9 protein-coding genes and 1 tRNA gene are annotated in these 14,193 nt (G+C 51.0%); 3 read left to right on the forward strand and 7 right to left on the reverse strand.

The window, feature by feature from the left end; all coding sequences use genetic code 11:
- Positions 1–208: 208 nt before the first annotated feature.
- From FYJ51_RS12730 to FYJ51_RS12745, 4 genes are all read right to left on the reverse strand, one after another.
- Positions 209–2,524 carry a CocE/NonD family hydrolase gene (locus FYJ51_RS12730; RefSeq protein WP_154505946.1) on the reverse strand — a complete coding sequence of 772 codons (2,316 nt, stop codon included), beginning with the start codon at positions 2,522–2,524 and terminating at the stop codon, positions 209–211.
- Positions 2,525–2,619: 95 nt separating this feature from the next.
- Complete coding sequence (locus FYJ51_RS12735; RefSeq protein WP_154505947.1) at positions 2,620–3,177, reverse strand: flavin reductase family protein; 558 nt, start codon at positions 3,175–3,177, stop codon at positions 2,620–2,622.
- Between the two features lie 368 nt (positions 3,178–3,545).
- A tRNA-Lys gene (locus FYJ51_RS12740) sits at positions 3,546–3,618 on the reverse strand.
- A gap of 85 nt (positions 3,619–3,703) precedes the next feature.
- On the reverse strand, positions 3,704–5,863 hold the full coding sequence (locus FYJ51_RS12745) for an LTA synthase family protein (RefSeq protein ID WP_154505948.1): 2,160 nt from the start codon (positions 5,861–5,863) through the stop codon (positions 3,704–3,706).
- A gap of 86 nt (positions 5,864–5,949) precedes the next feature.
- Between FYJ51_RS12745 and FYJ51_RS12750 the strand changes: the two genes are divergently transcribed.
- On the forward strand, positions 5,950–7,257 hold the full coding sequence (locus tag FYJ51_RS12750; protein ID WP_105304506.1) for a M18 family aminopeptidase: 1,308 nt from the start codon (positions 5,950–5,952) through the stop codon (positions 7,255–7,257).
- Positions 7,258–7,520: 263 nt separating this feature from the next.
- Here FYJ51_RS12750 and FYJ51_RS12755 read toward each other — a convergent pair whose 3' ends face one another.
- Genes FYJ51_RS12755 through FYJ51_RS12765 form a run of 3 tightly spaced genes read right to left on the reverse strand, consistent with a single transcriptional unit; the run spans position 7,521 to position 11,270 of the window.
- Positions 7,521–9,770, reverse strand: coding sequence for a hydratase (locus FYJ51_RS12755; protein WP_154505949.1), 2,250 nt, complete (start codon positions 9,768–9,770; stop codon positions 7,521–7,523).
- Positions 9,767–10,771 carry an isocitrate/isopropylmalate dehydrogenase family protein gene (locus tag FYJ51_RS12760; RefSeq protein ID WP_154505950.1) on the reverse strand — a complete coding sequence of 335 codons (1,005 nt, stop codon included), beginning with the start codon at positions 10,769–10,771 and terminating at the stop codon, positions 9,767–9,769. The genes FYJ51_RS12755 and FYJ51_RS12760 overlap by 4 nt, the downstream gene beginning before the upstream one ends.
- Before the next feature lie 40 nt (positions 10,772–10,811).
- Positions 10,812–11,270: a hypothetical protein gene (locus tag FYJ51_RS12765; protein WP_105304509.1), complete on the reverse strand. Its 459-nt coding sequence runs from the start codon at positions 11,268–11,270 to the stop codon at positions 10,812–10,814.
- 110 nt (positions 11,271–11,380) lie between these two features.
- Here FYJ51_RS12765 and FYJ51_RS12770 point away from each other — a divergent pair, with 110 nt between their 5' ends.
- Positions 11,381–12,760: a citrate synthase gene (locus tag FYJ51_RS12770; RefSeq protein ID WP_105304510.1), complete on the forward strand. Its 1,380-nt coding sequence runs from the start codon at positions 11,381–11,383 to the stop codon at positions 12,758–12,760.
- Between the two features lie 280 nt (positions 12,761–13,040).
- On the forward strand, positions 13,041–14,039 hold the full coding sequence (trpS, locus tag FYJ51_RS12775; protein ID WP_105304511.1) for a tryptophan--tRNA ligase: 999 nt from the start codon (positions 13,041–13,043) through the stop codon (positions 14,037–14,039).
- The last annotated feature ends 154 nt before the right edge of the window (positions 14,040–14,193 follow it).

Genomic DNA, 14,193 nt, shown 5'->3' on the forward strand with positions numbered 1-14,193 from the left:
GCTGGTTATTGATATCACCCAGGGATCTCAGAACCGTTGAATCATGGAACACATTGTCCTCAAACACTTTCTTCTCATTCTCGAACAATGACAGCTTCGTCGAAGTAGACCCTGGATTGATCACGAAAATCCGATAGACTTTCTTTGACATGACAGCCCTTCTTTCCACGAAACATTCTAGCACTGCAGAGAAGGTCTGGTCTTTCTGCTATTCGATGAGTCTCATAGAAACATCAGGTTCCTCTTCACATGGAATCTTGATGGAAACAGATTCTTTCCGGATCGCAAAGGAATACGGTTCTTTCTTCAGACCGCTCTGATGACCGGGGGCAGACAATATGAGGACCAGTTCATGGCCCGCCGGGACGTGATAGACCTCTGGCTGCAGACAGATCTGATACGTATGAACCTCGCCGGTCACGGGCAGGATAGATCGTTCTGAAGAAGCACTCTCATAACCAGACTCCGGATTGCAGAGATCGATCCATCCTTCTGTGATGACATTCCAGTGGGTCTCTGCAGTCTGCAGCCTGATGAGATCCAGACGGGGTAACTGTGCCCCTTGCCAGCAGGCATCTTCACCGATCCTTTCCTTTGCTATTTCTGCTGATCCTGCTTCTTTTCTCAGAATCGGAAATGGTTCGTCTGCCGTATCAATCAGTGCTGCCTTCACAATGAGAGCATCCTCTGBAGTTCCTTCCATGACCGCCGCATCAAAAGCAACGGATGCACTGCCACGGATCGTGATCCCCTGCTTCATCCTCACCCGCCAGGTAGCATGATCCTCCGAGAGAGAAGGACCGGAAGAAATGATCCGGTCTGCCCTTTGTTCTGCATGCATGGAAAGCACCTGTGCCGCCTGAAAGGTATCATACGCATCCCATTGTTCCGGATCATGGCCATTCTGAACAAGCATAGCGGGCATCTCTTCAATCCTGTTTTCAATTCCATAAAGAAAATGAGAGAACCAGCGATTCAGAAGGTCTTCATAAGGCTCCCCATTCACCAGCATCGTCCAGCCTCCGGTATGAGAAACCGGGGCTACATGGGCATCCTGATGCAGCAGAAGTTTCACCGGCATCCCTGCCTTCACAAACGCTCTTGCCATCAGATCTGCCTGTTTCGGTTTCACATTATCATCATTGAGTCCTTGCACGATCAGGGCAGAACAATTCAGATTCTCCGCATGCAGGGTATAGTCCCGTTCTTTCCAGAACGCACTGTAATCGCTCCCGTGAGCCATCTGATCCCGCTGAAGCTGATGGAGATAATCTCCATAGTTCTTCTCAATAGTCTTCCAGTCTTCCGAGTCCAGATATCTTCCTGCACAATACAGTGCCAGACTGCTGAGCTGATTGCCCGGGTTCCCGACGATCGGTGCTCCCTGGCTGTTTACGTACTCGTACCAGCTGGCAATCCCCGACACCGGCACAATCGTCTTCAGTCCCCTGACGCCTGTTCCTGCCACCCCGAACTGCGTCGCTCCGGCATAGGACATTCCCGCCATACCGACTGAACCATTGCACCAGTCTGCCTTGATCTCAAGATCAGAATCCAGGTCAGCATATGCCTTCCGATCGTCAGTCAGCCATTCAATGACCGAACGGAATGCTGCAATCTCCAGTTCTGAACCGCAGGTCTGAAATCCTTCCGACTGATACGTCCCCAGCCCTGCACACAGCACCACCGCATACCCTCTGACGAGAAAATAGTCATACCAGTCCAGATCTTCATACATATATCGATCTTCATATGGGTTGTAATAATACCAGTCAGAAACATCTGCGTTCCTGGCCGCTTCGAGAGTGCTGATCTCTCCGGCAGGCACTCTTGGAGCCGGCTCTGCATAGAGCTTCTTCAGATCATAGGAATGCCCTGAAATCTCATCAATGTCATAGAAAGGCGTGCAGCCGCTGCTGTATGGCCTTGCCTCATAGATCACAGCAGCCTGATAATCCCCTCTTGCTGCAGCTTCCGGAAGCTGCACCACTGCTTTGATGAGATCCCGCTTCCCGTCTTTGTCCGTGTCATAATCCGTTTCTACATAGACACAGAACCGGATCACTGCATGATCTTTCTTTCTGGCTGTGCCATCTGAATATGGAAAGATCGGCTGAGCCATTCCATTCAGAAACAGCGGCTGCAGAGACTCTGAAGACATCGCCGTCTTCACCTGCTCTGCAATCTCCTTCATTTTGCTCAGCCTTTCTCTGCTGCAGATCAGGTTCGGATCTTCATTTCCAAGCATGCCGAGACTATGGGCAAGCGCCAGCCGATCTTCTTCCGAAACTCCAAGCACATCTTCTGATAGTCCTGTCCGGTTCAGAAGAAGCTCTGCAGCAGCTTTCACTGTCAATGATCCGCCTGGTCTGAGCTCTGTCAGATCTGATTCTCTGCAGGCGCATAAGCTTCCGGCAAGCATGCAGAACGCAATCATCTTCTTCAGAAATGTTCTGAGTTCCTTCAGTCCTGGTTCCATCAGAGACATGGTAAGAAGAAACGAATGCCAGAACAACCGGAGCATATGAAGTTTCCGGATTCATACCACAGCAGGAACAGAAACGGTCAAAAAATCCTCGTATGCTTCACGAGGATTCAGGAAATACGCTGATCAGAAATTTACTTTTTCAAGGCAAGTCCATCATGGAATGCCTTGCCGACCACAGGCCCGATGACCCGGTAGGAATTGGTACCCATATCAAACACAATCGGCTTCAGCTTGTCTGCATCCACTTTTCCATCCGTAAGCACGGATTCCTCAGCGAGCATATCTACGATCTCACCGACCAGAATTCCGGTCTCCTCATCCCAGGACTTGCAGGTGCATTCCAGGGTAACCGGATATTCTTCAATCACCGGAGCATTCACATGCGGCGCCTTTTTCACATGGACACCTGCCGCCTCGATCTTATTGACCTTAGCACCTGTTTCCACTCCAAAGTAATCAGAAATCGCAACCGTGTCTGCAGTCGCAAACGCTACCGTGAATGCTCCGGTCTTCCTGATGTTCTCCGTGGTCTTATGATGAGCCAGGAAAAAGGTAATCTCACCGTAATCAGACTGCTGTCCCCATGCGGCATTCATCGCATTCGGAACTCCGTTCTCATCATACGTTCCGATAATGAATACACCCTCCGGCATGATCACTGCCTGTTTTGAACTGAACTCCTTTGTCATATGCACTAGCCTCCTCTTTGTGCATCATAGCAGTAATTCTCCCTCACCGCACAAAAAAACTCAGCATCTGCTGAGGTCATCTTTGTATATATACTCAGGAGCATCTCCCGAGGAACTGCTGTATATCAATCACTGAACAGATTCTTCAGTGATGCTCGCAATTCTCTGCCGCAAGTCTTTCTGACTCAAGGCAGGTATGATAATAGCACATCATTTCCGAAAATCAAGCTCTTTTGAAAAAATATGTCAGAATGTGATAAAAGCTGATGATCAAAGCGCTTTCATGTCATTCATGCATGAATATTCCACAGCTTGTTCCGGCTTTCTGCTAAAGCAGAAAAAAACCGCAGAACCTGCGGTTATCGAAGTGGTTCCTGAGGGACTCGAACCCTCGACCCACTGATTAAGAGTCAGTTGCTCTACCAACTGAGCTAAGGAACCATGTGTTCTTCCGAACGCTTAGATATAATACCTCACTCAAAGCGGCAATGCAACACTAAATTTAAAAATCAGCAGGTCAGATTTCTCACGATTCCTGGTTTAATTCTGCAGAAGAACTCTCTTCCGGCAGCGCATCCGCAGATGACTCCGGTTCCAGGGCAGGCGTCGGGATGGGGGAAGGTCCTGCCGGCTCCTCGCTGCCGAAGACATGTGCATAGTAATCCGTGCTCAGCACTCCATTGCAGTAATTGATCTTATTGCGCACCAGAGTCCGGATGCGGTCCACATAATCATCGCTGACCGTCACCCCTTCATTCGGATAGAACTTGCCTGATGCGGACAGATAATAGCCCTGATCTGTCTTCCAGTCATAGTTCATATTGAATACCAGGGGTTCCGCATCCGAGAACACATCTCTGCCTGGCAGAAGTCTGGAATCCCATTCCGTACCGAACAGATTGCTGAGCGTCGGCAGAATATCAATCGAAGAAACCGGCGTATCCACGACAATCGGGTCCATGTCTTCCAGGCATCCGCTCCAGAGGATCAGGCGGTTATGATCCCGTTCCAGATAATTCGTGACCGTATAGCCATAGAGATTATCCAGGTTCGTGCTGTTTTCCAGACTCTCGTCATAATCCAGCCCATATGGAAAATGATCCGCACTCAGCACGATGACCGTATCATCGGCAATACCTGCCTGTTCCAGCCGATTCACCAGATACGTCAGCGCGTCTTCCAGTTCGAGCTGGCTGGCAATATATGCCTTGACTTCATCATTGTACTGATCCAGGCCGCTGACCTCATCCCAGTGCTTCGCCGACATCGCATTGCCGGAAACCGAATACGGATTATGTCCGGATACGGACATGTAATAGACATTGAACGGCTGATGGCTGAGATAGAAGTCCACCGTCCCTTCCATCATTTCCAGATCTGATTGCGGCCATTGCGAAGTGACATAGTTCTCCATGCCATTTCCATAGCCCATGAAGCCATTGGAATAGCCAAGATTGTTATGAGTCAGATTCCGGCTGTAGAACGTGTAGTCATTGTTATGGAATGCCCAGCCATTGTAGTTCAGACGATTCAGCTGGTTTCCCATCGTGAAGTAATTGTTGTAATCCGCTGTGATCTTCACGGAAGAACCACCCTTGGTCGGCATGAGCCCGAACAGATTCTCGCACTCTCCGCCTGTTGTTCCCGCACTTGCCGGCTGATAGTAGTCCGTGAACTGAATACCCTTGCTGGCCAGACGATACAGCGTCGGCGTGAGGTCTGGATCGATGATATCTCCTGAGAACGCTTCTGCACTGATGAAGATCAGATTCTTTCCCCTGAACAGACCAGTATATTCATTCTGCTTTGTCGGAGTCAGAGAGCTGACATACCGATCCAGCTCCTGCTGGGCGCTGGTCCCGGTCTGCTCCAATGATTCAAAGTCGATGTCCATCTCGCTGTACCCATAAGCAATCGGTTCTTCTGAGGCTTCTGCAGAAGCTTCCGGAGTCACTTCCGGTGCGACGGTCTCAAAGCTCAGTGAAGCTTCCGAATCCGCATTGCGCACCAGATCCATGCGGAACGCACTGAGCAGTCCGAAATCGGTCACTGCATTCTGGAAGTTATATTCATCAGAATAGACATTCCAGTACAGCGGATTCATTGAGATCAATAGGAGATTCAGAACAATGGCAATGACCGCAGTCGCCCCGTTCAGGAACTTTTCGAGGGAAGAAGACTGAAGGCCATCATCAAATCGCGGCCGGAATTTCAGATACAGCACAACTGGCCCCCAGAACAAGAGAAGCCTCGTGATTCCTCTTGCCGAAAAGATCAGTGAGAAGATCAGGCTCTGAAATTCCCCTACCGCATCCCCGGCTCCGGCAAACACCGTATTCAGGTCATAGAACACCTTGAACTGCAGGAACACAAAATAGAAGATACAGAACAGCACAGTCACAAGAACTATGGCAATCGTGCGGATTCTGCGATTTGCTTTCTCATTTCTGCTCAGCGAACTGAGAAACCATACGACCGCTCCGTATCCAAGTGAAAATAAAAAGATATACAGCAGATCAATGTTCCAGTTCCGGTTTACCGTGGAAGCCTTGAGAACCAGCTCATCATAATAAAAGAACAGTGCCGGCATAGAGGCCGCAATCATCCGATTCCGTTTTCTCTTTGTTTCCTGCTGCTGACGCAATTCTCTTTTCTCTCTGGAAGACAGTTTCCCGGTTGTTTTCATAAACAGTACTCTCAATCAATAACCCCGCTATTATAAACAGTTTTTGTGCCTCATGGTATAATTCCGACGGAAAACGAGGACACCATATGTACGAATCAGTAAACGAAGAACTGCTGGACTTTCTGAATGAAAGCCCGGACGCATTTCACGCCGCAGATCAGATCCGCAGGATTCTGAAGCAGAACGGCTTTGAAGAACTTGCCGAAGGCAATGTATGGAATCTTGCGAAAGGCGGAAAGTATTTCGTGCTCCGCAATGAGAGCTCCGTCATCGCCTTTGCAATTCCGAAGACAGACTTTCAGGGCTTCATGATCGGAGCTGCCCATAGTGACTCCCCTTCCTTCAAGATCAAGGAAAACCCGGAAATCAAGAAAGAAGGATACATCACCCTGAACGTAGAGAAATACGGCGGGATGCTGATGAGCACATGGTTTGATCGGCCATTGTCTGTGGCAGGCAGAGTTCTGGTCAGAGACGGTAACCGGATTATGACAAAACTTGTGAACGTTGACCGGGATCTGGTGCAGATCGTGAACCTGGCCATTCATATGGACCGCACGGCCAACAGCGGCCATGAGATCAATGTTCAGAATGAGATGGAACCCATTCTGGGACTGGAAGGATCAGAAGGATCTTTCATGAAGATCATTGCCGAAGCTGCCGGCGTGAAGCCGGAAGACATCCTCGGCCATGATCTGTTCCTCTATCAGAGAGGAAAGGGAACGATCTGGGGAGCCAATCACGAATTCCTTTCTGCCGGCCATCTGGATGACCTGCAGTGTGCATTCGGATGCCTGCAGGGATTCCTGCACGCTGCACCGGAGAACAGTATTCCTCTGCTTGCAATCTTCGACAATGAAGAAGTCGGCTCCGGCACGAAGCAGGGCGCAGACTCCACCTTCCTGGAAGACGTCGTGCGCCGCATCTGCACGCTGATGGGAAAGAACACTGAGGACACGGAACGGGCCCGCATCAGCTCGTTCATGGTCAGCGCCGACAATGCCCATGCCGTTCATCCCAACTACGCTTCCAAAGCAGATCCGGTGAATCGCCCGAAGATCAATGAAGGCATCGTGATCAAATACAATGCCAGCCAGCGCTACACGACCGACGCCGTCAGCGCGGCAGTATTCCGTGAGGTATGCCGCAAAGCAGAAGTTCCTCTGCAGGAATTCACGAACCGTTCCGATATGGCCGGCGGTTCTACCTTAGGCAACATTTCCAATTCCCATTTCTCGCTCAATACGGTCGACATCGGCCTGCCGCAGCTGGCCATGCATTCATGCTGGGAAACGGCCGGCACGAAAGACACTGCCTACCTTGCCGAAGCCATGCAGGAATTCTTCTCCTCTTCGTTCCGGGATCTTGGCGGCGGCAGCTGGGAGCTGGACTGAATCGCAGAGAACGAGCAGCTATCTTCATCAGCTGTTCGTTTTTTATTTCTCCGATGATTCAGTATCCGTCACTTTGCCGGATGCTTCGGGCATCCTGGAGATCACTTTCTGCAATGGACACCCTTGCCTTCAAGTGACAATTCCTGCTGAAAGATTCCAGGCGTTTTCAAACCGCCTGGCTGCAGTCCATGCGGGGCTTAGAAAAAGTGCAGCCTGGTGTAAGACTGCACTTCATTTTTCCCAGTTATCATGCCTGGATTCATTCAGATTGTTTTCCGATAATGATTGATCAGACAGCCATCCGAGAGAATCTCACGCTCCTCCATCTCCGTCGCGCCAAGATGGACCGCAATCTCTTTCACGCTGCCATCTGCTTTGACTGCAAATGCCTGATAGTGATCGTTTCCTTCTTCCAGAGAATTCCGCACTCCCTTCAGGAAGATATAATCGCTATTCTCAATCTCTTCCGGCTTCTCAATGAGAAACGGCAGGATGCCCCAGTTGATGCAGTTGGTACGATAGCGCTTCGTCGCATAGCTGACCGCAAAGTTCGCCGCCCCGCCAAGCACTCTCTGACAGGAAGCTGCCTGTTCTCTCGCACTGCCATCACCAGGCTTGTTCGCAAAGATTGCAGAACCGAAGTTCGTATGCATAGGATCATTCGCAATGCCATGATCCGAAAGCTTCTGATATACCTGCTTCAGTTCTTCTGACAGAGTTCCTGCTTTCCGATCTGCATCTGCTTTCTGCACTGCTTCCGCCTTGCCTACATAAGCAGGATCCCGGCGGCTCAGCGTGAACTGCGCCAGACGCAGCGGATTGGAACGATAGCTCGAAGTTTCACCGGATGGAATCAGTTCATCCGTCGTCGTGACCGGATCGGTGATATAGCTGACAATCTTCACCAGCAGATCATCGCTGAGGGCAGGCTGTTCCGGCCAGTCCTTGATGTTCGGTCCGAACCGGAGCTCATAGTCCGGTTCCGGATGATTCCAGCCATCATAAACTCTTCTTGCATAGATGCCCGCATCAAAGTGATACGGAAGTGCCTGAAGCGGTTCTTCCACGATCTCATCTGCTGCCGTCAGAATGCCGCCGTTCCTTGCGGTTGCCGCAATGGAACGCGCATCCATCAATGCCACGCCGGCAATCTGTCCTTCCGTAGGCTTCGAGCCTTCCCGGTTCGGAAAGTTTCTCGTGCTGTGACGGATGGAAAGCTCGCCATTCGCAGGAGTATCGCCTGCTCCGAAACAAGGCCCGCAGAATGCTTCGCGGAATACTGCCCCAGCCGAAATCAGATCTGAAACTGCTCCGTTTTCCACCAGTGCCTTATAGGTAGGCATGGAATCCGGATACACACTCATCTTGAATTCGCCATTACCGCAGTCCTGCCCTTTCAGGATCTGTGCAGCCGCGCAGATATTCTCATAGGTTCCTCCGGAACATCCGGCAATGACACCCTGGTCTACATGAATTCTTCCGGATTCATCAATCTTGGAAACCAGGTTCATCGTCACCTTGCCGTTCAGCTGACGATTTGCCCGGTCTTCTGCTTCTTTCAGATACTTCTCAGGATCTTTCTGAAGCTCATGAATCGGCAGTGCATAGCTCGGATGCATCGGCAGCGCAATCATGCATGGAATCTCATCCAGATTCAGTTCCAGGCATGAATCATAATAAGCACCATCTTCCGGCTCCAGCTTCCGGTAATCATCCGGGCGCATATGCTTGGAGTAGTATTCCTCTGTAACTTCATCCGTCTCCCAGATTGAGCTGAGACAAGTCGTTTCCGTCGTCATGACATCGATGCCATTGCGCTCATCCTGGCTGAGTCCATGTACGCCAGGACCAGCAAACTCCAGCACCTTGTTCTTCACAAAGCCATCTGCATAGACTGCTCTGACTAAGGCCAGGGCAACGTCCTGAGGACCAACCCCGGACTTCAGTGCTCCAGTCACATGGACCAGGACGACTTCCGGTCTGGCCAGGTCATAGGTTCTGCCGACCAGCTGCTTAGCGAGTTCCCCGCCGCCTTCGCCAATGCCCATCGTTCCTAGCGCACCATAACGCGTATGTGAATCCGAACCGAGAATCATGCGGCCGCAGCCAGTCATCATCTCCCGGTTGTAGCTGTGAATGACAGCCAGGCATGGCGGCACATAGATGCCCCCGTATTTATGAGCAGCACTCAAAGCAAACTGATGATCATCTTCATTGATCGTTCCGCCGACTGCACAGAGACTGTTATGGCAGTTCGTCAGCACATACGGCATCGGAAATTTCTTCATGCCGGATGCCCGGGCAGTCTGAATGATGCCGACATACGTGATGTCATGGCTCGTCAGAGAATCAAACCGCAGGTGCAGATTTCCGGGATCCGTGCCCTGGTTATGAGCACTCAGAATCTTCCATGCCATGGTCTTCTTTCTGGCTTCTTCCGGTTTTTCTCCGGCAATATACTGAACCGTTCTTCCCTGCAGGTAAAAAACGCCGTGGCTGATCTTCTCAATCATTCTGCCGCCTCCAGTTCTGCAATGACCGCATCCGTGAATTCCCTGGTTCCGGCAGTTCCGCCGATGTCTCTCGTGGTGTGCTCGCCCTTGCGGATCACTTCATCGACCGCATGTTCCAGCGCATCTGCCTTTTCGCTCATGCCATGATCCTTTAACAGCATTCCCATGGCTAGCAGTAATGCAGAAGGATTTGCCAGATCCTTGCCGGCAATATCAGGAGCACTGCCATGAACTGCTTCATAGATGACCTGATGATCGCCGATATTTGCACTCGGCGCAAACCCAAGACCGCCGACTAATCCGGAACACAGATCACTTAAGATATCGCCATACAGATTCGGTGCCACAATCACATCGAACTGCGTCGGATCAATCACCAGCTTCATCGTCATCGCATCGACGATCACGGAATTATGCGCGATATCCGGATAAGACTCTGCCACATGATTGAATGCCTCAAGAAACAGGCCATCGGTATATTTCATGATGTTTGCCTTATGCACGCAGGTAACCAGATGTCTGCCATGCGCTCTTGCATATTCAAACGCAAAGCGGGCAATGCGCTCGCTCGCCTGGCGCGTGATCAGCTTGATGCCATGTGCTGTATCCGTACCGATCTTATACTCAAGACCCATGTACAGATCTTCCGAATTCTCCCGGATCACGACCAGATCCACGTTCTCATATCTGCTTTTCACGCCGATTCTGGAATGAACCGGGCGGAGATTTGCATAGGTGCCAAACCGCTGGCGCAGCTGGACATTGATGGAACGAAATCCCTTGCCGATCGGCGTTGCCGTCGGTCCCTTGAGGGCGATGCCATCCTGTTCGATCGCTTCGATCAGCCCCGGCTCGATCAGATTTCCGCTCTGCTCAAAATATTCTGCCCCGGCATGGAATTCTTCCCATTCGATGCCAGTATTCAGCACTGCCGATATTTGCTTTGCACTTTCTGATATTTCTTTTCCGATGCCATCGCCCGGAATCAGTACTGCTTTCATAAACCTGCCTCCAGTTCCATGCCTATAGAATAATCCTTTTTCAGACCGAAGGGATGTAGAGCACCTTCAGAGAATGATCCGAAACCCTCAGAATCCGATAAGCACCCGGATACTTCTTCCGCAGCTGCTTCTTCAATGCCTCCACCTGATCACCATGCAAGCCTTTCTCGGCATAGAACAGATACTCATAGCTGCCGCTCTCTCGGTCTCCCGACGAGCTGCTGACGGTCACTTGCTGCTTCAGCACCTGCTCTGCAATCGCAGCCAGTTCCTCTGCCGAGGCATGCGGAACCTCCGGCGTATCATCGAGCGGCATCGTCGTCTCATCCATCGGCAGCCCCGGGCCAGTGATGCCAGGCGCCGGCTTCAGCACGATTGCAAGGATCATGCCGGCCATTCCAAGCATGATCAGACCGATGCCAAGCATTCTGCTCATTTCCAGCATCGGAATTCCGGAAACAATGCAGAGCAGAGATAGAAGCTGATAGAACTTTTTCATCTGAAACACACTCCTGTTACCAGAAATCATATCATGCATGCACGAGGAAAGATCCGTGTGAGTTCAGATTGTCCTATAATGGGAACAAGATTGCTGGGAGGCTGACAGAAATGGATCGTTTTTATCCGAACGTAGCAGAACTTGCACCGGAAGATATGGAACTGCTCTGCAGGGAATTCCGGAAGAACAACCGAATCAATGTGGAGATCAGTGAAAAACTCGGGGTAAAGCGCGGACTGCGCAATCCGGACGGGACCGGCGTGCTGGCCGGCCTGACCAATATCTGCGATGTCATCGGCTACGATCGCAAAGAAGACGGAACTATCACCCCGATTCCCGGCAAGCTCATCTACCGCGGCATTGACCTCAATGACATCGTCAATGAAGCCATCACGAAAGACCGTTTCCTGTTTGAAGAGGTTGTCTGGCTGCTGCTGTTCGGAACGCTTCCGAACAAAGATCATCTCGAACGCTTCTCCAGGATTCTCGAAAGCCACCGGGAACTGCCGGACGGCTTCCCGGAAACCATGATCATGAATGCACCATCTCCGAACATCATGAACAAGATGGCAAGATCCGTCCTGGCCATGTACAGCTATGATGATAAAGCAGACGATACCAGTCTTGAGAACATCATCAAGCAGTCCATCAACCTGATCGCCGAACTGCCGACCATGATGATCTATGCCTATGAGACCAAGCTTCATGTCTATGACCATAAGTCTCTGTACTTCCACTATCCGATTCCGGGACTGAGCTCCGCCGAGCATATTCTGTCCATCTACCGTCCGGATCAGAAATTCACACATGAAGAAGCCAAGCTCCTGGATCTCTGCATGGTCGTCCATGCAGACCATGGCGGCGGCAATAACAGCACCTTCACGACCAGAGTGATCTCGTCGACCGGTACAGATACCTATTCATCGATTGCTGCTTCCATCGGTGCTCTGAAGGGCCCGAAACATGGCGGTGCAAATCTCAAGGTCATGCAGCAGCTTGACTATCTGATGAAAGAGCTGAATGACCCTTCTGATGACCAGGAGGTTCTGGATCTGCTCCGGAAAATGCTCCGCAAAGAAGCAGGCGATCATTCCGGCCTGATCTACGGCATCGGCCATGCCGTCTATACGATCAGCGATCCGCGTGCGCAGATCCTGAAGAAGCAGTCCCATGAACTTGCCTGCAAGAAAGGCTTCGAAAAGGAATGGAACCTTCTCTGCAGCATTGAGAAGCTTGCTCCGGAAGCCTTTGCACTTGAGAAAAAGAGCACCAGAAGAGTCTGTGCAAACGTCGATCTCTTCTCCGGTCTCATCTACCGCATGCTCAACATCGCAGAAGATCTCTATACCCCGTTATTCGCTATTGCCAGAGTTCCAGGCTGGTGCGCTCACCGCATGGAAGAAGTCGAATTTGCCGACCGTCTGATCCGCCCTGCCTACCGCTATGTCGGCAGCGATCAGCCATATATTTCTCTCGATGATCGCTCTTGAACTGAAAAGAAGGATTGAATAAAATAGGGTCATGCATTGACCAGGTGAAAAGTACGGAATCTCCTGTTTCTAAAAGAAGAGAGGCAGATCAGGTGGAAGCTGCCGGAACAGTCCGTATGATGGAACCTGCGAGCACCTTCCGAACGGAAGCGGAACAGAACCGTTATTTCTGAAAGTGATCAGTTCATCAGAACTGATAAGCTGGGTGGCACCGCGCAGAAAGTTCTCTTTGCGTCCCTTCATAAGAAGAGACGCTTTTATTTTTCCGGAGGTAATGAGTATGAAAAAACGCATGTTAAGCGGCATCAAGCCGACAGGTCAGCTGCATCTTGGCAGCTATATCGGCGCATTGAAGCATTTCGTAGACTATCAGGATGAATACGAGGTATTCGCCTTCATCGCCAATCTGCATTGCATCACCGTTCCCCAGGACCCCGCAACCCTGCAGAAAAACCTGCGCGACTGCGTCGCCCTGTATCTTGCCTGCGGCCTTGATCCGAAGAAAGCAACCATCTTCCTGCAGACCGATGTGAAAGAACACGCTCAGCTCGGCTACATCATGTGCTGCCATACATACATGGGCGAGCTCAACCGCATGACTCAGTTCAAGGACAAGCAGGCAAAGGGCGAAACCAACCTTTCCGGCGGCCTGTATACTTACCCTGCTCTGATGGCTGCTGACATTCTGCTCTATGACCCGGACTACGTACCAGTCGGAGACGACCAGAAACAGCACGTCGAACTGACCAGAGACGTTGCGATCCGCATGAACCACCGCTATGGCGAGCTGTTCAGAGTTCCTGAACCTCTGGTTGCTAAAGTCGGTGCCCGCATCATGAGCCTCGACGATCCGACCAGAAAGATGAGCAAATCTGATCACAACGACAAAGGCTGCGTCTATCTGCTCGATGATCTTGCCAAGGCAAAGAAGAAGATCATGAGCGCCAAGACGGATTCCATCGGCCACGTTCACTTCGACCCGGAGAACCAGGCAGGTGTCTCCAACCTGATGCAGATCTACAGCTGTCTCAATGACAATGAATCCTTCGAACAGATCGAAAAAGACTTCGAAGGAAAAGGCTATGGTGACTTCAAGAAGGCGGTTGCAGACTCCGTCTGCGATACTCTCTCAAAGATCCAGACCCGCTATCAGGAAGTCCTGTCTTCCGGTGAACTGGAAGAAGTTCTGACCGAAGGCGCTGCAAAAGCACGTCCGATTGCGGCCGCAAAACTCGACAAAGTTCAGCGGGCGATCGGCATGGAAATCATTGAGCACTGAATCCCCCAAGCGGCTTCACAGTCTTCTGTCAATTACCCCGTCCCGTAAAGGGCCGAGGCTTGTGACTGCCTCCACCAGTACAAGCGTGCTCATATAAGCCTCCTGGTTTCTGCTAGCGAGGATAATACCTCCTGTGGCGTCACATCGCCGGATG

This window comes from Stecheria intestinalis (genome assembly GCF_009696165.1).
Classification (GTDB): Bacteria; Bacillota_I; Bacilli_A; order Erysipelotrichales; family Erysipelotrichaceae; genus Bulleidia; species Bulleidia intestinalis.